The sequence below is a fragment of the Cyclobacterium sediminis genome (genome assembly GCF_054781075.1).
In genome coordinates this window covers 82,400-101,908 of sequence record NZ_BAAGVC010000010.1, presented here as the reverse complement: position 1 = coordinate 101,908, position 19,509 = coordinate 82,400, and the positions used below count along the sequence as shown (strand labels likewise).

15 protein-coding genes are annotated in these 19,509 nt (G+C 38.5%); 14 read left to right on the top strand and 1 reads right to left on the bottom strand.

Annotated features, from left to right (window positions below; genetic code table 11):
• The first annotated feature begins 7 nt into the window (after positions 1-7).
• The 3 genes from ACYVHJ_RS11950 (at position 8) to ACYVHJ_RS11940 (ending at position 3,661) form a co-directional block, all read left to right on the top strand.
• Positions 8-1,255: a TolB family protein gene (locus ACYVHJ_RS11950; protein ID WP_460515050.1), complete on the top strand. Its 1,248-nt coding sequence runs from the start codon at positions 8-10 to the stop codon at positions 1,253-1,255.
• A gap of 106 nt (positions 1,256-1,361) precedes the next feature.
• Positions 1,362-2,795, top strand: a complete 1,434-nt coding sequence (locus ACYVHJ_RS11945; protein ID WP_460515048.1) for a sulfatase — start codon at positions 1,362-1,364, stop codon at positions 2,793-2,795.
• Between the two features lie 149 nt (positions 2,796-2,944).
• Positions 2,945-3,661, top strand: a complete 717-nt coding sequence (locus ACYVHJ_RS11940; protein WP_339902702.1) for an NYN domain-containing protein — start codon at positions 2,945-2,947, stop codon at positions 3,659-3,661.
• Positions 3,662-3,663: 2 nt separating this feature from the next.
• On the opposite strand, the gene ACYVHJ_RS11935 is transcribed toward ACYVHJ_RS11940, so the two are convergent.
• Positions 3,664-5,019 carry a sensor histidine kinase gene (locus ACYVHJ_RS11935; protein WP_460515046.1) on the bottom strand — a complete coding sequence of 452 codons (1,356 nt, stop codon included), beginning with the start codon at positions 5,017-5,019 and terminating at the stop codon, positions 3,664-3,666.
• A 259-nt stretch (positions 5,020-5,278) separates the two neighbouring features.
• Between ACYVHJ_RS11935 and ACYVHJ_RS11930 the strand changes: the two genes are divergently transcribed.
• The 11 genes from ACYVHJ_RS11930 (at position 5,279) to argJ (ending at position 19,463) form a co-directional block, all read left to right on the top strand.
• Positions 5,279-6,556, top strand: a complete 1,278-nt coding sequence (locus tag ACYVHJ_RS11930) for a DUF445 domain-containing protein (protein WP_460515044.1) — start codon at positions 5,279-5,281, stop codon at positions 6,554-6,556.
• Positions 6,557-6,688: 132 nt separating this feature from the next.
• Positions 6,689-7,669, top strand: a complete 981-nt coding sequence (locus tag ACYVHJ_RS11925) for an endonuclease/exonuclease/phosphatase family protein (protein WP_460515041.1) — start codon at positions 6,689-6,691, stop codon at positions 7,667-7,669.
• Positions 7,670-7,713: 44 nt separating this feature from the next.
• Complete coding sequence (locus ACYVHJ_RS11920) at positions 7,714-9,132, top strand: Ca2+-dependent phosphoinositide-specific phospholipase C (RefSeq protein ID WP_460515039.1); 1,419 nt, start codon at positions 7,714-7,716, stop codon at positions 9,130-9,132.
• 46 nt (positions 9,133-9,178) lie between these two features.
• Complete coding sequence (locus tag ACYVHJ_RS11915; protein WP_460515037.1) at positions 9,179-11,179, top strand: 1,4-alpha-glucan-branching protein; 2,001 nt, start codon at positions 9,179-9,181, stop codon at positions 11,177-11,179.
• 114 nt (positions 11,180-11,293) lie between these two features.
• On the top strand, positions 11,294-12,640 hold the full coding sequence (gene trkA, locus ACYVHJ_RS11910; RefSeq protein ID WP_339903411.1) for a Trk system potassium transporter TrkA: 1,347 nt from the start codon (positions 11,294-11,296) through the stop codon (positions 12,638-12,640).
• A 2-nt stretch (positions 12,641-12,642) separates the two neighbouring features.
• Positions 12,643-14,094: a TrkH family potassium uptake protein gene (locus ACYVHJ_RS11905; protein WP_460515034.1), complete on the top strand. Its 1,452-nt coding sequence runs from the start codon at positions 12,643-12,645 to the stop codon at positions 14,092-14,094.
• A gap of 16 nt (positions 14,095-14,110) precedes the next feature.
• Positions 14,111-14,878, top strand: a complete 768-nt coding sequence (locus ACYVHJ_RS11900) for a PhzF family phenazine biosynthesis protein (RefSeq protein WP_460515032.1) — start codon at positions 14,111-14,113, stop codon at positions 14,876-14,878.
• A gap of 295 nt (positions 14,879-15,173) precedes the next feature.
• A complete protein-coding gene (gene argB, locus ACYVHJ_RS11895; protein WP_460515030.1) occupies positions 15,174-15,998 on the top strand; it encodes an acetylglutamate kinase in 825 nt (274 codons plus the stop codon).
• A gap of 2 nt (positions 15,999-16,000) precedes the next feature.
• Positions 16,001-17,206 (top strand): aspartate aminotransferase family protein, encoded by a 1,206-nt coding sequence (locus ACYVHJ_RS11890; protein ID WP_460515028.1) that lies wholly within the window; start codon positions 16,001-16,003, stop codon positions 17,204-17,206.
• Positions 17,193-18,236, top strand: coding sequence for an N-acetyl-gamma-glutamyl-phosphate reductase (gene argC / locus ACYVHJ_RS11885; protein WP_460515026.1), 1,044 nt, complete (start codon positions 17,193-17,195; stop codon positions 18,234-18,236). The genes ACYVHJ_RS11890 and argC overlap by 14 nt, the downstream gene beginning before the upstream one ends.
• Before the next feature lie 15 nt (positions 18,237-18,251).
• Complete coding sequence (gene argJ, locus ACYVHJ_RS11880; RefSeq protein ID WP_339904691.1) at positions 18,252-19,463, top strand: bifunctional glutamate N-acetyltransferase/amino-acid acetyltransferase ArgJ; 1,212 nt, start codon at positions 18,252-18,254, stop codon at positions 19,461-19,463.
• Positions 19,464-19,509: the final 46 nt, after the last annotated feature.

Here is a 19,509-nt window from a genome sequence, read left to right as displayed (position 1 = left end):
CAATTCCATGAGAGCTTTAATTTTTACCCTGCTTAGTTGTTTAATTGTGATTTCTTGTACTGAGCGATCTTCCAATGAGGAGAAGAGTAATCCCAATCTTGTTCATTTTCCAAAAGTTTCTGAGCCCATTCAACTGGTAGATAATGGGAAAGAACACCTATATGCAAGTTATTATGGAATCAATTCATTCAGCGCCAATCAGCGGTATGCAACAGTTTTGGAAACAGATATTGTAGATAGGCTTCCAACGGAAGATGACGAAGCTACGCTTGGTATGGTTGACCTGGAAACCATGGAATTTAAGCCGCTTACTACGACTAAGGCATGGAATTTTCAGCAAGGGTGCATGGCGCATTGGCTGGCTTCCTCACCTGATTCTTTAATCATATACAATGACCTAAGGGAAGGCAAATTTGTTTCCATAATCATGAATGTTCATACCCAAGAAGAGATAAAAACCATACCCCATCCGGTAAGTGCGGTATCTCCGGATGGAAAAAAGGCTGTTAGTATTAATTTTTCCAGATTACGTATCACTAGAAGTGATTATGGTTATGGAGGTGAAGGGCAAGATAAACAAGAGGATGTCCAGTTTCCTGAGGATGACGGTATTTTTTTAATAGATCTGGAAACAGGAACGTCTGAGCTTCTTGTTTCTATTGCAGATGTAAAAGAACTTGTACCTGAAATTCCGGAGGAAGGAATAGAGTATTTTAACCATACATTATTTAGTAGAGAAGGAACCAAACTATTTTGGTTGGCAAGAGCCATTCCCAATAGAAATACTACTTCGTTGATAGTGAATACAGATGGCACAGGGCTTCAAAGGTGCTTTCCTGACGGTTGGGGAGGATCCCATTTTGACTGGCTAAACGATGAAGAATTGATGGTGACAGGATCCTTTGAGAACACCCAATACGCTCATATATTATACACCACCGGTGAGGAAAATTATAAAAGACTAGGAAACGGTTTATTGGATTTCGATGGACATGGGACTTTCTCGCCTGATGGCAAATGGATGGTTACAGACATTTATGCCAGAGAGAACAAATTTCGAGAACAGAAAATCTATTTAATGGATATGAAAACAAATGCTGTGAGGACCTTAGGTCAGTTTGTAACTCCAGAATCATTTAAAGGACATTGGCGTTGTGACATTCATTGTAGGTGGAGCCCAAATGGTGATATGATAGGTTTTAATTCTGTACACACCGGCTCCAGACAAGCCTACCTTTTGAAGTTAAAATTTTGAAATAATTAACAATTAACAATTCTTTAATTATCTCATTAACAATTAATTCATTAACAATTAACAATTAACAATTAACCATTACCCCATTAACAATTAACAACCAACCATGCCCCAAAAGTACCTTTTATTGTTTTTAATAAGTTTTTGTCTAAGCAGCACCATCGGAAAAAGTCAGCAGAATAGACCCAATATTCTAATGATTGCTGTGGATGATTTGAATAATTTTGTAGGTGGGATGGGACATCCCGATGCCATAACACCCAATATGGATAAGCTTATCAAAAATGGCTTACTTTTTACCAAGGCCCAATGCCAATCCCCTATGTGCAGTCCTTCTAGAACGGCCATAATGACCGGTTTACGGCCTTCTACCACCGGTATTTATGGATTTATTGATGACAACGATATTAAAGAGACAAATAAGGCTACTAAGGATGCTAAAATGATGCACCAGTACTTCAAGGAGCATGGGTATTATACGATGGGGATAGGCAAGATTTACCATAAGCATGCTCCCAAGCATATATTTGATGAAAGTGGTGGGCGTGCCAATGGTTTTGGTCCTTATGCTACGCAAAATTTTCATTGGGACAAGAAAAGAACATCCACGGATTGGGGCCCTTTTCCGGCTGAAGACAAGCAAATGCCGGATTATCATACTGCAGCATGGGCTGCTGAAAGGCTCAATAGGACATATGATCAACCTTTCTTCCTTTCCGTTGGTTTTTTGCGGCCTCATGTACCTTGGTATGTTCCTAAAAAATGGTTTGATCTGTATGATACTGCCAAACTCACCCTTCCTCCTTACTTGGAGACTGACCGTGAGGATTTACCTCCAATTGCTCTTGAGATTGACGATTTACCAATGATGCCCACCACTGAATGGGCTTTGGCCAATGGGCAATGGAAAAACATTCTTCAAGGCTATTTGGCCAGTGTATCCTTTGTTGATCATTATATTGGGAAAGTGCTAAAAACCTTGGAACAAAGTCCACATGCAAAAAATACCATCGTAGTCCTGTGGTCTGACCATGGCTATAGGTTGGGAGAAAAAAACACCTTTGCAAAAGTGGCCCTTTGGAACAGCGCAACTGCTGCCCCATTGATATATGCCGGGCCGGGTATTCCAAAAGGTGAAAAAGTAAAAACGCCCGTGGAATTGTTTTCCATTTATCCAACATTAGCAGATTTAGCCAAGCTTCCAAAACCCAAAAATATCGAGGCAGAAAGTATTTATCCCCTAGTAAAGAATCCCAAGCTAAAATGGGATAAACCGGCAATCGTTACTTGGGCAAGAAATAACCATGCGATAGTCACCAAGGAGTACAGGTACATTCACTATGAAGACGGTGCTGAAGAGTTGTATGCGGTGGAGGAAGATCCCAATGAATGGTACAACCTTGCAGATAGACAAGGCTATGAAGGGATTAAAAAGCGTTTGGCGCAATATTTACCAAAAACCAATGTCAAGTGGGCCAAAGCGTCGAAATATGATAATAACGACTATTTTATCAAACAGAAAATTGAGCAAAGTGAGTAGTTTATTACAACCATTCTATTAAGAATTGTTTAGATTTGTATTGTTTTAATCATCTTTAAGATTGAAAACCAAGATGAAAACATGACTGGATTCTTGATTAGGACTGATAGAATTAGTTAGTAATCCTATATGCCCGATACTAAAGCCTTATGGAAAAAGACATTAAAATTGCCGTACTGATTGATGCTGATAACGTTCCTTCTACTCAGGTGACGGAAATGATGGAGGAAATCGCCAAATATGGCAATCCGACTATTAAAAGAATCTATGGGGATTGGACAAAACCTCAATTGGGAAAATGGAAGAATGTGCTATTGGAAAATGCCATCAACCCTATACAGCAATATGGCTATACCACCGGCAAAAATGCTACTGATTCAGCCATGATCATTGATGCCATGGATATTTTGTATTCCGATAAGGTGAATGGATTTTGCTTGGTATCCAGTGACAGTGATTTTACAAAGTTAGCTACCAGATTGCGAGAATCCCGTATGTTGGTGATTGGAATGGGTGAAAAGAAAACTCCTAATCCCTTTATTGTTGCTTGTGATAAATTTATTTATTTAGAGATTTTACAGGCCAGTGTTAGCAAGGAAAATGGAAAAAACAAAGAGGTTAATTCTATACAGTTGGATAAAATTAATCCAAAGCTTATTCGGTTAATTTCAAGTACCATTTCTGACTTGGCAGAGGATGATGGTTGGGCCTTTATGGGAGATATTGGGAATTTGCTCCAGAAAAAGCAACCTAATTTTGACTCCAGAAATTATGGTTTTCAAAAACTTACACCATTGGTTAGTGCAATTCCTAATTTTGAAGTTGAACGTAGAGAGAAATTAATATATGTTAGGAACAAGGAGTAGGTTTAATTGACTTTTTCGTAATTGGGTAGGGTAAAGGTGAATACAGAGCCTTTTCCTACCTCTGATGAAACCCAAATTTCGCCTCCCAACATATCAGTAATTTTTTTAGCTATAGCTAATCCCATGCCGGTTCCTCTTCCGGCGTTTTTTTGCTGTAGCCTTTGAAAAAGTATAAAAATTTTATCAAAATACTCAGCATCAATACCAACTCCGTTGTCTGTGAGCTGAAATACATAATCATTTTCTCTTTCCGCCATTGAAAAATGAATCTTTGGTGATCGATTGGGTTCTGAATATTTTAAAGCATTGGCGATAAGGTTTTGTAACAAAATAGAAAAAAAGCTAGGGTAACCCAAAAATGGGTTTAAGTTTTCTACCGTAATTTCTGCATTTTTAATTTCAATTTCATCCTGAAAAGTAACTCGTAATTCATCAAGGATTTTCTTTGGATCAAGGAAAATAGGATCTTCAGTAATTTTATTAATCCTTGAATATTCTGATAAGTCCAAAATAAGTAAACGCATCCGTTTGGCCCCATCTACAGCATAGGAAATATAGGTATTTGCCTTTTCATCCAGCTTTCCATAATATTTAATTTTCAGCAATTCTAAGAAGCTGGAAATCATTCTTAAGGGTTCTTGCAAGTCATGGGATACGACATAAGTAAAATGTTCTAATTCCCGGTTTTTAGATTCCACTTCATCGAGAGATGCCTTTAGTTTTACGGTACCCTTTTTTAATTCCTTTTGAAGTGAAACTTGTTCTTTTAAGCTGTTTTCAAGTCTTGAGAATAATTTGGGAATAAGGAAAGAAAACATAGCACTTAAGAATATTAAATTGGAAGATACAGTGATCCAGTGGACCAAATCGATATGGGGAAGATTTGGTAGATTGGAAATAAGTTTAAAGTGTATCAACAAGCTAAATATAATGCATGTAGCAAGGTTAAAGTAAAAACTTGTGTAGGCCTGATTATTTGGTAAGAATAAAATCATGAGTATGGAGACTGCCAATAAATACATAAGGCCGGGACCATAATTACCTATAAAAAAAATAAGGACAGCACCAACTCCATAAAACACCATGAAAATTGCCCATTTTCGGACAATGAGAGGTATTTTAGGTACCAATGCAACCATTACTGAGACGATAAAAGCAATAGAATCAAAAATAAATAAGGGTAGAAAATCATTTATGTAGGACATGATAAGTCCGGGGATAAGACCTATCAGGCAAAACGGAAGTAAAAAAGCAATTCCCGATATAAAGAGTCTGTCCCGCCAATAATTAAGGGGATTAGCGTCTTGCTCAGTAGCCAAACAAATATTTTTGATAAACAATATATACCTATTCCACATGAAGATTAAATGCTGTTTATTAAAAAAATCCCTTTAGGAAGGGGCCGTTTGTTCATTAAAGTCATAAATTATTAGCTTAATATGTACTATTAAGGAACGGCCATTAAAAATAGTAAATAAATATTTCCTTGAGCAAGATTCTCATTATTATATTATCCAAATATATAAATGGATCAAATTTTGCTCAATCTTAGCGAATGCCTTGGTTTAGAGGTTATTTAATGGTCATATTTAAATTTAACTCAATAAACATATAATTTTGAAGAGTAAAATTGGAAGAAATTCTTTACTTATTGCCATATCCGGTTTTCTATTTTTAGAATTTGGTATCTATTTTAGCTTTCTTGAGGGGGACATTTGGCGTATACTGGCTACCGGGTTTGAGGCTGGAACTATTGGTGGGCTGGCAGATTGGTTTGCTGTAAGTGCACTTTTTTATGAGATACCTATACCCTATGTAAGAAAACACACCAATATCATTGTCAAGAACAGATCAAAATTGACGGAGGGTATTGTAGATTTAGTAACCACTCAATGGTTGTCACCGGAGGTATTAAGCGAAAGGCTAACTAAAATAAAAATCTCAGATGGTGTTTTGCAAGCCTTAGAATCTGAAAACAATCGAAAAAAATTATTGGATTTTTTTAGTGGTGTCGTAATAAGGTTGTCCGGTGAATTGGATCATCCAAAACTCGTTGTATTGATTCAAAAATTATTAAAAGATAGGCTTCAAAGTTCCGATATAGCCAAACCGCTTGGTGTCTGGTTGAATGAAGTGATGGTAAAAGGTAAACACCATGAATTTATGGCTGTAGCCCTGGATCAATTTGCGCTTTCTATTCAAGAACCGGATACAAGAGCGTTGATTTTAGGAAAATTAAAAGATGCCCTGCTTTCTTATGCAAATAGGGATTGGGTCAAAAAATCTGCTGTATGGATAGGGAAGAAAACCGGAGGAATTGACCCGGATCTAATGATAGATCGGATTATGGATTTGGTCTTGGCACTATTGGAGGAAGTGAAAAATGACAGAGATCACCCCATTAGGAAAAAGTTGGAAGGCTATGTTTTGGAATTTGCAGCTAACCTCGAAAATGAGGAGGAGAAAACTTTGGCTTATGTGGAAAAACTAAAGCGAAACTGGGTGTTAAATGAGCAAACCAGAGGCATGATTCAAAAAGTATTGTCTCAATTGCAAGAGAGTATTCATGAACAATTTTCAGAGAAAAATACACCTATAAAACAATTAATTGACCGGCAATTACAACGGTTTTTAAACGAACTTCGTGAGGATGTTCAAAGTAAAAGTCAAATTGATACTTGGATGAAGTCCACCATAACCCAATTGGTAACAAAATACCATCCGGAATTGGGGGGAATGGTGAGAAGTAGTCTGGCAAAACTGGATGATGAAGGCATAATGCTACAGATTAAAAATAAGGTAGGAAATGATTTGCAATACATCCGGCTGAATGGAGCAGTAGTTGGCGGAATGGTAGGGATTTTAATTGCGCTGTTAAGGTGGCTTATTCACTAATGTTACATTTTTCATTCATCACTTAACAGTACTATATTTCTTTAATATTCTGAATGAATATTGCATAGGGTTTTAATAAAGCATAAAAAACCTTATTTTTATTTAAAATTGTTTCTCATAATCAATTTTATCATGAACCAGAAATCTTCAAAAATTTTGAGCTCCGCTCCAGAGTATATTTTAGAAGAAATGGAAGCCCTCAATGCTGTTTTAGACAATGGGCTTCCATTTAAGAAGCTGGATCATAATATTTTAATAGCCACATGGAATATTCGCGCTTTTGGTGGGCTGACAGAAAAGTGGGAAGCAGAAGATTCTGACTCTCCTAAAAGAGACCTACATTCCATTATGGCAATTGCCCAAATTATATCGAGATTTGATATCATAGCTGTACAGGAACTAAAAGGAGATTTGAAAGCCTTTCGGCATATGCTTAAGCTTTTAGGCAATCACTGGAGTTTTATATTAACTGATGTTTCAGGTGGAGATGAGGGAAATAATGAAAGGATTGGGTTTTTATTTGATACCCGGAAGGTTAAATTATCCGGTCTGGCATGTGAGCTAGTGGTTCCGGAACAAAAAGATGAAAAAATTAAAGAAGGGGCTTTTAATAGACAATTTGCCAGGACGCCTTATGCAGTAGGTTTTAAGGTAGAAGATAAAACTTTTATTCTCATCAGTGCCCATGTATTGTATGGAAAAAAAGCCTCGGACAGGGAAGGGGAGCTGAAGGCAATCGCTGAATGGTTACGGGACTGGGCTTCCAATATGCGTTCATTTGATCAAAGCCTTATACTTCTAGGAGATTTCAATATAGACAGGAGAGGAGACCCTCGTTACGATGCCTTTGTTTCAACCGGATTATCTGTTCCGGAAGATTTATGGGATGTGCGCAGAACATTACTAGACAACCAAACAAAGTTTTATTCCCAGATTGCATGGTTTGAAAATCAATTCAAAATCCCACAACTTTCTATTAGATACCTTAATGGTGGGGTATTTGACTTTGGCCCCCACATTAAGAAAAATAAAGGATTGAGCCCTTTTCAATTGTCTTGGAGGATTTCAGACCATCTTCCGCTGTGGGCAGAGTTTTCTACCCGTGGTAAATAATTGAGTAAGAATCGATATATTTAAAGTTAGAAAAAGAAATGCTTATGATTTTAAGGTGTCTTGCACTTTGCCTAATAATATTCTTTGTCAGTTGCAATAATAAAAATGAAAAGAACCCTGTTCAAAAACCCTTATCAATCAATGAAATCCAATTAATTGGCACCCATAATAGCTATAAGAAGGCCATTCCTGAACCTCTGTTAAAAAGGATAAAGGACGAAAATCCGTCAATGGCAGAAAGTCTGGATTATAGCCATCCCAATTTTTGGGAGCAGCTGAATGCCGGACTTAGATTGTTTGAATTAGACATTTATTATGATCCTGAAGGTGGGAGGTTTAGCAATCCTTTGGGGAAAGGAATGGTCGATTCATTGCAGTGGGACAAAGGTTTTGATGCCCCGGGTTTTAAAGTGTTTCACGTTCAAGACATTGATTTTTTAAGTCACCATGCTTTATTCAGGGATTATTTGGCAGATTTAAAAACTTGGTCCTCTTTTCATCCCAATCATTTGCCAATTTTTATAAGTATCAATGCAAAGGATGAGAATTATCCGGATCTTGGCTTTACCCAAACTCTTCAATTTGACCAAGTAGCCTTTGGCCAGTTAGACAAAGAAATTGAATCTTTTTTGGGTCTTGAAAAATTGATCACCCCTAAAAACATTCAAGGAGAGTATAAAGATCTAAAAACAGCCGTGTTGGAATCGGGCTGGCCGAATCTGGATGAGGCCAGAGGGAAGTTTATATTTATCTTGGATGAGGGGGAACAAAAGGTAGCATCCTACCTCGCCAAAGGAGATGGCCTCATTTTCGTGAAAGTCCCTGAGGAACATTCCATGTCTGCCATACATATCATCAATGATCCCATTAAAAACTATGATCAAATATCAGAATATGTCAAAAGAGGGTATATCGTGAGAACAAGGGCGGATGCAGGAACTAAAGAAGCCCGATCAAATGATACGAAAAGAAGAGAAATGGCATTTTCAAGTGGGGCGCAATTGGTAAGTACGGATTATTATAAAGCAGACCCGAGATGGGAGGGAGGATATAAAGTTCATTTTGAGGAAGAAGCTTATGCAAGGATCAATCCGCTTGTTTCAAAAAATAATGCTTCACTTCAAAATCTATCCGAGGAAAGCACGGAGGCTATCAATATTGACCCTCAAACTTTTTTATTGGCAGAAAAGGAGTTGGATGCGGTAATATTGGATGTACGAACCAAAGAAGAAGTGGCCCAAGGCTTAATTCCGGGAGCAGTAAATATGGATTTTCTTCAAGAAGGTTTTGCTGACAAGATAGCTTCACTAGATAAAAATCAGAAAGTGCTGGTATATTGTAAAGTAGGGGGCAGGAGTAAGAAGGCCGCTGATTTATTGATAAAAAAAGGATTTAGTCAAGTGTTCAATTTAGAAGGAGGGTATGATCATTGGAAAAAGAATGGCTACCCTGTGAAGAAATAACTGCACTTTTTTAATAAATTATACAATCACTTTTGCAGACAGCTATATGAAACTGAAAATTGTTCAAGAAGATCCATGGTTAGAGGATTACAAAGAAGAAATTTACCAAAGATGGGTTAGGTTTCAAAGGGCATATGATGAAATTAAAACACCCAATAAAGGACTAAAGGAATTTGCCTCGGGTCATGAGTATTTTGGGATTAATTTTGACAAGTCTAAGCAGGCATGGGTTTATAGGGAATGGGCCCCGGAAGCCAAAGCTTTATTTTTGATTGGTGACTTTAACAATTGGGACAGAAATAGCCATCCCCTTAAAATGGATGAATGGGGTGTCTGGGAAATTGAATTGCCATATGATACATACAAAGACAAACTTGTTCATGAAAGTTTGGTGAAAGTACACGTCATTTCAGATAAGGGAGGCTTAGACCGTATACCTGCTTATATCAGAAGGGTGGTTCAGGATGAAACTAGTAAAGATTTTACAGGCCAAATATGGTCTCCTGAAAAACCTTTTATTTGGACGGATAGGGATTTTATTCCAGCCTACAACAAAGAAGGCTTGTTGATATATGAATGTCATGTTGGCATGGGCCTTGAAGAGGAAACCGTAGGTACTTATGTGGATTTTGCGGATAAAATATTACCAAAAATCAAGGCCCTTGGATACAATGCTATTCAACTAATGGCAGTAATGGAACATCCCTATTACGGCTCTTTTGGCTATCATGTCTCTAACTTTTTCTGTCCTTCTAGCAGATTTGGAACTCCTGAAGATTTGAAGTATCTCGTCAATAAGGCACATCAAATTGGCCTAGCAGTCATTATGGATGTGGTGCATTCTCATGCCGTCCAGAATGTCTCAGAAGGCTTGAACGCGTTTGATGGATCAGACCATCAGTATTTTCATTCCGGTCCTAGAGGTTACCATGAGGTATGGGACTCTAAGTTATTCGATTATGGGAAGTGGGAAGTCAAACGATTTTTACTTTCTAACTTAAAATATTGGTTGGAAGAATTTCATTTTGATGGTTTTAGGTTCGATGGGGTTACTTCCATGCTGTATTTTCATCACGGATTAACCACTTTTGATCATTTTGAGAAGTATTTCTTGAAAGATGTAGATTGGGATGCAATTACTTATTTGCAATTGGCAAATAGTCTTATAAAGGAGGTGAAACCTTCAGCCATTTCCATTGCCGAAGATGTAAGTGGCATGCCGGGCTTGTGCAGGTTGCCTGAAGAAGGTGGTGTAGGATTTGATTATAGGCTTGCTATGGGGGTGCCTGATTTTTACATCAAAATGCTTAAGGAAAAGAAAGACGAAGAATGGGATGTTCTTGAGTTTTGGAAAGAATTAAGTGACCGTCGGTATAAGGAAAAAACAATAGCCTATGCCGAATCCCATGATCAAGCTTTGGTAGGGGATAAATCCATCGCTTTTTGGCTTATGGATAAGGAGATGTATTTTCATATGCAAGTGGGGGATGAGAATATCGTTATTGACAGAGGAATAGCTTTACATAAATTACTAAGACTATTCACCATTGGCCTTGGAGGAGAGGGCTACTTAAATTTTATGGGAAATGAATTTGGTCATCCAGAATGGGTAGATTTTCCAAGAGAAGGGAATAATTGGAGCTATAAGTATGCACGAAGGCAGTGGAGCCTGGCAGAAGATAAAGACCTAAAATATCAATTTTTGCTTCACTGGGACAAATCCATGCTTGCTCTTATTAAAAAGCAAAGGGTGCTGTGCGCGCCTTTTGCCGATCAGGTGCATGCTGATCCGGCGAATAAGGTGATTGTCTTTCGAAGAGCTGGCTTGTTGTTTGCATTTTCTTTTAACCCACTGGTGTCCATTGCTGATTACAAATTTAAAGCACCGGAAATGGGCCAATACAGGCTTGTCCTGAATTCAGATGACAAGCAGTATGGAGGGTTTGGCCGGATAGACAATACCCTGGCATATTTTACAGACCAAAAGCAACAGTTAAGCATCTATATGACCAACAGAACTGCACTGGTTTTTGAAAAATTCGATTAAGGTTTAATCCAATTAATATTTGGCAAGCAGTTATAATATGAGGAAATCAGTTAATAATTATTGGTCTTGCACCTTTTTTGATTAATATTACCTTTGAATATTTAATACGACGCTATGGCAGTAAATATCGTGATCGCTGGTGCAGGAGATATGGGTTTTCACCTGGCAGAACAGCTTTATTACGAAAGTAAGAATATTATATTAATCGATTTGGACAAAGATGTTTTGGACAATATTGGTTCCAGACTTGATGTGTTGACCATAGAAGGAGATTCGGCTTCAATTGATGTTTTAAAAAAGGCAAACATTCACAATGCAGAATTGATGTTGGCTGTTACTACCTCAGAAAAAACCAATATTTGTACGGCTGTACTAGCCAAACAATTGGGGGCTAAAAAAGTAATAGCTAGGGTGAGAAATCATGATTATTTATACCCTGAGAATAAAGTGTATTTCGAAAACCTCGGGATAGACTCTATCATTTCTCCCTCTATGCTATGTAGTAAGGAGATATCACGGTTGATGAAACGTTCAAGCTTTTCGGATGTGATTGAATTTGAAGACGGAAGGTTGAGTGTAGTAGGCATTACTCTGGACAGATATTCACCATTGATCAATAGAAAGCTCTCTGATACCCGTACCGACCCGATTTTTAAAGAAATTAGAATTATTGCCATTGTCCGGGACCAAAGAACCATTATCCCCAGGGGAGACACTTTTATACGAAACAATGATCACGTTTTTTTTATTTCCAATAATAAATCTGTAAATACCGTTAAAGACCTTGTACATCATAAAGAAAAAGATATTCATGATGTGATGCTTATTGGAGGTGACGACTTGGCCTATTCAACAGCTAGAGAATTAGAGGGTGATTATGGAGTAACTTTGATCCATAATGAAAAAGAGCGGTGTAAATGGCTTGCAGAAAGATTGGATAATGCCCTGATTATTCACGGAGATTATAAAAACATCAATCTCTTGATTGAGGAAGGTCTGGAAACTATGGATGGTTTTTTAGCTTTGACAGACAGTTCGGAGACAAATATCATTACCAGTCTAAGCGCCAAGAACCATGGCGTTTACAAAACCATTGCCCATGTAGATACCAGGGAATACATCCATATTTCCCATAGTATAGGTGTAGATTCGCTAATAAATAAAAAGTTGGTGGCGGCAAATCACGTAAGTAGGTACTTGAAAAAAGGACAAGTGGAAGCTGTATCGGGGATCCAGGGAGTAGAAGCAGAGTTTGTGCAATACGCCGTAACCAAAAACAATAAATTAACCAAGAAGAACTTGAAGGCCCTACATTTTCCCAGTACAGCTGTGGTAGCAGGTGTGATTAGAGGGGAAGAAGTTTTTATTCCTGATGGTCAATTTCAATTGCAGCTTTATGACAAAGCCATTGTTTTGGCCTTGCCTGAAGCCAAACCTGTACTGGAAAAATTATTTAACTAACCATGATTCATTACAAGGCCATTTTAAAAGTCATGGGAGGATTAATGATGCTCTTGGGGGTGCTGATGTTTCCAAGTGTTGCTTTCTCCTATTATTACCAAAGTGGAGATCAAATTACTTTAATTGGATCAGCATTAATCTGTCTTACCATTGGTGGAACTTTTTTCTTTTCATTTGCCAAACAAGATCAAAACATTCGGAAAAGGGAAGGCTATATGATCGTTGCATTAAGCTGGATCATTATGTCTGTTTTTGGCATGATGCCTTACCTCTTAAGTGGAAGCATACCCAATTATTCAGATGCCATATTTGAAACCGTCTCAGGATTTACTACCACCGGTGCCTCTATACTTACAGACATAGAACGGTTGCCGGAAGGAATACTCCTATGGAGAAGCATGACCCAATGGATTGGAGGTTTAGGTATTATAGTGTTGACGGTTGCCATTTTCCCCTTGTTAGGAATCGGGGGAATTGAGCTTTTTGTGGCCGAATCACCTGGACCCACTTCCGATAAAGTACACCCAAGGATCAGAGAGACAGCCAAAAGGCTATGGTTTATTTATTTTGGTCTTACTCTTCTTTTGGTTGTAATTTATTATTTGGAAGGAATGTCGTTTTTTGATGCCATGAATCATTCCCTTACCACCATGTCCACCGGAGGGTTCTCTACAAAAAATGCTAGCATGGCCTTTTTTGATAGTCCAGCCATTCAATATACGGCTGTTTTTTTTATGTTTTTAGCAGGGACAAACTTTACTTTGATCTACTTTGCCTTTAAAGGCCATTTTAGAAGGGTATGGGCCAGTGATGAATTTAGGGCTTATTTTATAAGTGTTTGTTTTTTGGTTATGGGGATTTTTAGTGCAGTGTACTTCTTGGCCGATGATAGCTTTGAAAAATCTTTGCGGGATGTGCTTTTTCAGGTGGTTTCCCTAATAACCACTACAGGTTATGTTACTGCCGATTATACCGGGTATACCAATGGGTTGACCATCATATTCTTTATGATGTTATTTATGGGAGCTTGTGCAGGTTCTACAAGTGGAGGGATAAAATTTATCAGGCACCTTACTTTTGTGAAAAATTCTACCCTCGAATTCAAACGTATCGTGCACCCTAGGGCGGTAGTGCCTTTAAAAATAAATGGAGAAAGAGTAACAGGTAAGGTCATTACCCATATTATGAATTTCCTCTTATTATACCTGATGATATTTGTTTTAGGATCTATCGTGATGTCCATTGCTGGTTACGATATGATTACTTCTTTTGGAGCGGTAGCCACTTCAATGGGAAATGTGGGGCCGGGCATTGGTCGGGTAGGCCCTATAGACAATTTTGCATTCTTTTCTCCATTTGCAAAATTGTTTCTTAGCTTTTTGATGTTGTTGGGAAGATTGGAACTCTTTACTATATTGGTATTATTCACTCCCTATTTTTGGAGAGCCAACTAACTAAACGAATTCAACCATGCAACAAGCCGTAATTGCCGTCTTTACTTCTCAAGAATTGGGTTTCAAAGGAAATCCGGCAGCCGTTTTTCTCTGTGATAAAATGTTGGATACAGAGGACATGCAACAAAAAGCAAACGTTATTGGGCTTCCGGCGACCTCCTTTGTTAACATTGACGAAGAAGGAAGATGCAATGTGAGGTGGTTTGCTCCGGATGCTGAAATCAACCTTTGTGGTCATGGTGCTGCTGCTGCAGGAATATTTCTTTCCGATCATTTAAATAAAAAAGATATCATGCTCTGCTATGATGGAGGCGAAATCGTTGTGACGGTGGAAGAAGATTTTTTTCATATGAGCCTTGAAGCCATTCCCATTAACAGGGAGATTCCTGAGTGTCCGGAAGCGATTAGAGAGGGGTTGGGAATACCGGTTGTAGGTATTTATGAGACTGCCAATAAACACCTGATCCTTACCGATTCAGCTAATGCTGTCAAACAAATGAAACCTGACTTTGATAAGTTAAGGGAATCTGAAATATTTGGTTATGCAGTTACTGCCTTAGGAGATAAGGTTGATTTCGTAAGTAGAACACTAGTTCCGCATGTCAATCAATTGGAAGATTATGCCACCGGATCCTCTCATGCCATGCTAGTACCCTTTTGGGCTGCAAGAATTAAAAAGAACGAGATGGTGGCCGATCAATTAAGTGAAAGGGGAGGGCGGTTTTACACCAAAATCAATGGTAAAGAAGTGACCTTGTCGGGTCAGTTTGAAAAGCTACCCTAACACTTAGTGAATCCGTTTGCAAAAATACCTTATCCAAAGAATTAAAAGATTTTTTGGATTTTATAAAGTTTTTTAAAACATATCTAAGGGTGATTGTGAAGCACACATCCTTTTTTTCATGACAGTCTGTCAAGACCTGTAGACAGGTTTTCATTATTTCAATATTCCGTATCAATATTTAAACGAATTCATTCTATATGATTTTTTCAGTATAAATTTCTTTCCTTGGTATAATTATTGCTTTTTTCTTTTGCAAAGTTTTAGAATTTCTAATTTCGACGAAATAAAATATACAATGAAATATCGCAAAATTCTCATTAAATACGGTGGGAATGCAATGGTCAGTGAAGAATTGAAACATGACATTGCTAATAAAATAAAAGTATTGCAAAGCCATGGGATTCAGGTAGTACTGGTTCACGGAGGAGGACCATTTATCAATAAAGCCTTAGCAGAAGCAGGAATAAAATCGGAATTTTTTGATGGTCACAGACACACCAGTTTAGCTGCCATGTCCTGCATAGAAAAGACCTTAAAAGGAGAAGTTAACAGTTCCCTTGTCAATTTAATGAACAAGCAAGGGCTTAAAGCTGTAGGACTCTCAGGAAAAGATGGGAAGTTATCGATTGCTCAAAAAAGGTGGCATATACGAAAAGAGGAAAATGGGGAAGAATTAAAAGTGGATCTAGGTCAGGTAGGAGATATAGTTACGGTTAACCCATTGTTAATCGAATCCTTATTGGATAATGCCTTTACTCCGGTAATCACCTGTATAGCCTCGGACGAAGAAGGAAAGGATTACAATATAAATGGAGATGTTTTTGCAGGGAAAATTGCAGCTGCTATCCAAGCAGATGCTTATATTGTATTGACTGATGTAGATGGACTGTACAAGGAATATCCAAATCCGGACTCAATAATTAGGGAAATAGATACCACTACAATTCCTGAATTTTATGGTAATGCCATATCCGGAGGTATGATTCCAAAGATCGAATCCTGTGTCAACGCCGTTAAATCAGGCGTTAAAAGTGCAGTAATTTTAAATGGTACCCGTCCTGAACAAATTTCAGGTTATCTTATCAAGCATAATTCAATAGGAACAACAATTAAACTTTAAGCATGCATATTTCGAACGAGTATTTGTACGAAGAAGACAAGAAAAATTATTTACCCACTTTCAAACGCTTTCCTCTGGCCTTTATCAAGGGCAAAGGTAGTAGGCTATGGGATGCTGATGGGAAAGAATACATTGATATGCTGGCCGGAATTGCTGTAAATAACTTAGGGCATTGTCACCCTAAGGTAGTAGGTGCTGTCCAAGATCAAGCAGCTGTATTAATGCATATCTCCAATTTTTTCGTTAGTCCTCCCCAAGTTGCTGTCAGCAAATTATTGGTTGATTTGACCGGGTTAAAACATGTGTTTCTTACAAATAGCGGTGCGGAATCTGTTGAAGGAGCCATTAAAATTGCTAGGAAATATGCCAGTACGCACAATAAAGGAGGTGAAATCATCTCCATGAAAAACTCCTTTCATGGACGTACTCTGGCCACTATAGCCACAGGTCAGAAAAAATATCAGCAGGGTTTTGCTCCGATTCCGGAAGGTTTTTCTCAGGTAACCTTCAATGATATCGACGCCTTGAAAGCAGCAATAAATGAAAATACAGCAGCAGTCATTTTGGAGCCTATTCAAGGAGAGGGAGGAATTATTCCTGCAGAGAAAAAGTATTTGGAACAGGTGCGTGAGTTGTGTGATCGGAACAATGTATTGTTGATTTTTGATGAAATCCAGTGTGGTGTAGGGCGAACAGGTAAAATTTTTGCTAAAGAGCATTTTGGTATTCAGCCCGATATTATGACCCTGGCTAAAGGTCTAGGTGGCGGAGTGCCTATTGGTGCATTTCTTTGCAATGAAAAAGTAGGAAATGCAATAGACTTTGGAGATCATGGTACCACCTTCGGAGGGAATCCTTTGGCTTCGGCGGCTGCATTGGCTACTTTAAAAGCGATACATGAAGAGGGATTGGTTGAAAGAGCCCTTCAAAAAGGAAATTGGATAATAAAAACGATTGAATCTTGGAAAACCAAGCACCCTATGATCAGAGGAGTGAGGGGAATGGGGTTGATGATTGGTATTGTTTTGGATCGCCCGGCGGCCCCTTTGGTAAAAGCACTTTTGGATGATGGAATTATAGTGAATGGAACTGCCGAATCAGTGATTCGGCTTGTTCCCCCTCTCAATATACCAGATGAAGATGTGGATACAGTTTTGGGAAAATTGGAAAGATTAATTGAATCAATTGAGCAAAATGAGACAAAGTAAATATAAAGTTAGCATAGTAGGGGCATCCGGCTATACGGGCTCTGAATTGGCGCGGATTCTAATTCATCACCCTGAAGTGGAAATCGTAAGTATCACCTCCGAAAGTCATAAGGGGAAGCGATTTTCAGATTTGCATGGTCAATTTACAGGGATAATTGATTTTGAATTGATTGGAGCTGATGATGTAAATGTGGCTGAAGTAGATGTAGTCTTTCTAGCTCTTCCTCATGGTGTATCCATGGAGTTTGTAAAACGTTGGATAGATGAAGGGGTAAAAATCATCGATTTGTCCGGAGATTTTAGATTGTCAGGCCCGGAAGTGTATGAAGATTGGTATAAAAAAGACCATACTTTCCATAAAGGATTTGACCAAGCTGTGTATGGAATGCCTGAATTGCATTATAAAGACATAAGTGAAGCTAGCTTAATAGCCAACCCCGGCTGTTATCCCACTGCTTCTGTTTTAAGCCTTGCACCCTTATTTGAAGCCGGCATTGGCAATACAGCAGGAGCGATAATTGATGCCAAGTCAGGAATTACCGGTGCCGGAGTCAAGGCCAGTAATACCACCCATTTCTCCAATGTGAATGACAATTTCAAAGCCTACGGAATAGGTACACATAGGCATACTGTAGAAATTCAGGAGCAGCTTTCATTTTTACTGAAAAAATCCGTTATTTTACAGTTTACGCCTCATCTCTTACCCGTTGATAGGGGTATATTGGCTACCTCTTATATAGCCATTGATACAGAGATGGACCAAGAAAAGTTGACCGCTCTTTACAGGGATTTTTATAAGAATAAGCCCTTTGTGAGATTGAGAAATCAAGCGCCTTCGATAAAGGAAGTAAGGGGAAGTAACTACGCAGATGTATATCCATTTTGGGACCAAAGAACCGGAAAAGCGATTGTCATAGCTGCAATTGACAATTTGGTCAAAGGTGCAGCAGGTCAAGCTGTTCATAATATGAACATTATGTTGGGATTGAACGAATCCATTGGTCTTCTACAGGTTCCAATGCAACCATAAAATAAAAAATATCTAATGATTAAGAATATAACCAGTGTAAAAGGAATTAAATGTTGGGGGGCTCATTCCGGAGTAAAATCCATGAGAAGGGATTTGGCCATCATATTTTCGGAAGTACCTGCGGCAGCAGCGGCTACACTAACTCAAAATAAAGTTCAGGCGGAACCTATCAAGGTTACCCAACGAAATCTTTCCAATAACAAAGCCCAAGTGATAGTTTGCAACGCGGGAAATGCCAATGCATGTACAGGGGAGCAGGGGAGAGAAGGAGCAGAAGCGATGGCCGATACGGTAGCTGCTGCCTTGAAAATTTCCCCGGAAGATGTGATTGTAGCATCTACAGGTTTAATTGGAGAGCCTTTTCCTACAGAAGATGTGGTGGAAGGAATCAAAACCACGGTGCCAAAATTATCCAACGATGCCAAGGCAGGTTCTTTTTTAGCCAATGCAATCCTAACTACAGATACTTTTGCTAAAGAGGGTTTTGTAGATTTTGAATGGGAAGGAAAAACCATAGCAATTGGTGGTGTGGCCAAAGGTTCAGGAATGATTCACCCGAACATGGCAACCATGCTTTCTTTCTTGGCAACAGACATAGCCATTGATGAGAAGTTGCTGCAAAAAACACTTAAATATTGCGTAGACAGGTCGTTTAATATGATCACCGTGGATGGAGATACATCTACCAATGACATGGTAGCCATTTTAGCCAACGGAATGGCCGGAAATGAAAAAATAACCAGTGAAGAGGATCCACTATACCTTAAATTTAAAGAGAAGCTGAAAGAACTTTTGACACATTTGGCCAAGCTAATTGTTTCTGACGGTGAAGGAGCATCAAAATTCATAGAGTATAAGGTCTCAAAGGCTATTTCTGAAAATGTGGCCATGAAACTTATCAGGGCTATTTCTGACTCTACTTTGGTGAAAACAGCCATGTTTGGACGTGACCCCAACTGGGGTAGAATTATTGCAGCTTGTGGAAATGCAGGTATCAGCTTTAATTACAAAAAAGCCAATTTGTACCTTGGAGATGCCGACAGCCAGGTTCAGGTGCTTCTAAAAGGTGCTCCGACGAAATTTGACAAGAATTATATGAAAAAACTGCTTAGAGAATCTCATATAATCGTGCATTTAGAACTAAATACCGGAAAGCAAGAAGCTACAGGCTGGGGATCAGACCTTACCACTGATTATGTGATGTTCAACTCCGTTTATACCACCTAATCAAAGTAGGGGTAGGGAAAGGTTTGCTGTAATCTTTCAAAATATT

Bases quoted from the DNA above. Each gene is read 5' to 3' on its own strand.
- ACYVHJ_RS11935 (WP_460515046.1), bottom strand. From the start codon at position 5,019: ATGTGGAATAGGTATATATTGTTTATCAAAAATATTTGTTTGGCTACT.
- ACYVHJ_RS11920 (WP_460515039.1), top strand. From the start codon at position 7,714: ATGATTTTAAGGTGTCTTGCACTTTGCCTAATAATATTCTTTGTCAGT.
- ACYVHJ_RS11940 (WP_339902702.1), top strand. From the start codon at position 2,945: ATGGAAAAAGACATTAAAATTGCCGTACTGATTGATGCTGATAACGTT.
- ACYVHJ_RS11905 (WP_460515034.1), top strand. From the start codon at position 12,643: ATGATTCATTACAAGGCCATTTTAAAAGTCATGGGAGGATTAATGATG.
- ACYVHJ_RS11950 (WP_460515050.1), top strand. From the start codon at position 8: ATGAGAGCTTTAATTTTTACCCTGCTTAGTTGTTTAATTGTGATTTCT.
- ACYVHJ_RS11915 (WP_460515037.1), top strand. From the start codon at position 9,179: ATGAAACTGAAAATTGTTCAAGAAGATCCATGGTTAGAGGATTACAAA.
- trkA (WP_339903411.1), top strand. From the start codon at position 11,294: ATGGCAGTAAATATCGTGATCGCTGGTGCAGGAGATATGGGTTTTCAC.
- argC (WP_460515026.1), top strand. From the start codon at position 17,193: ATGAGACAAAGTAAATATAAAGTTAGCATAGTAGGGGCATCCGGCTAT.
- ACYVHJ_RS11945 (WP_460515048.1), top strand. From the start codon at position 1,362: ATGCCCCAAAAGTACCTTTTATTGTTTTTAATAAGTTTTTGTCTAAGC.
- ACYVHJ_RS11890 (WP_460515028.1), top strand. From the start codon at position 16,001: ATGCATATTTCGAACGAGTATTTGTACGAAGAAGACAAGAAAAATTAT.
- ACYVHJ_RS11900 (WP_460515032.1), top strand. From the start codon at position 14,111: ATGCAACAAGCCGTAATTGCCGTCTTTACTTCTCAAGAATTGGGTTTC.
- argB (WP_460515030.1), top strand. From the start codon at position 15,174: ATGAAATATCGCAAAATTCTCATTAAATACGGTGGGAATGCAATGGTC.
- ACYVHJ_RS11925 (WP_460515041.1), top strand. From the start codon at position 6,689: ATGAACCAGAAATCTTCAAAAATTTTGAGCTCCGCTCCAGAGTATATT.
- argJ (WP_339904691.1), top strand. From the start codon at position 18,252: ATGATTAAGAATATAACCAGTGTAAAAGGAATTAAATGTTGGGGGGCT.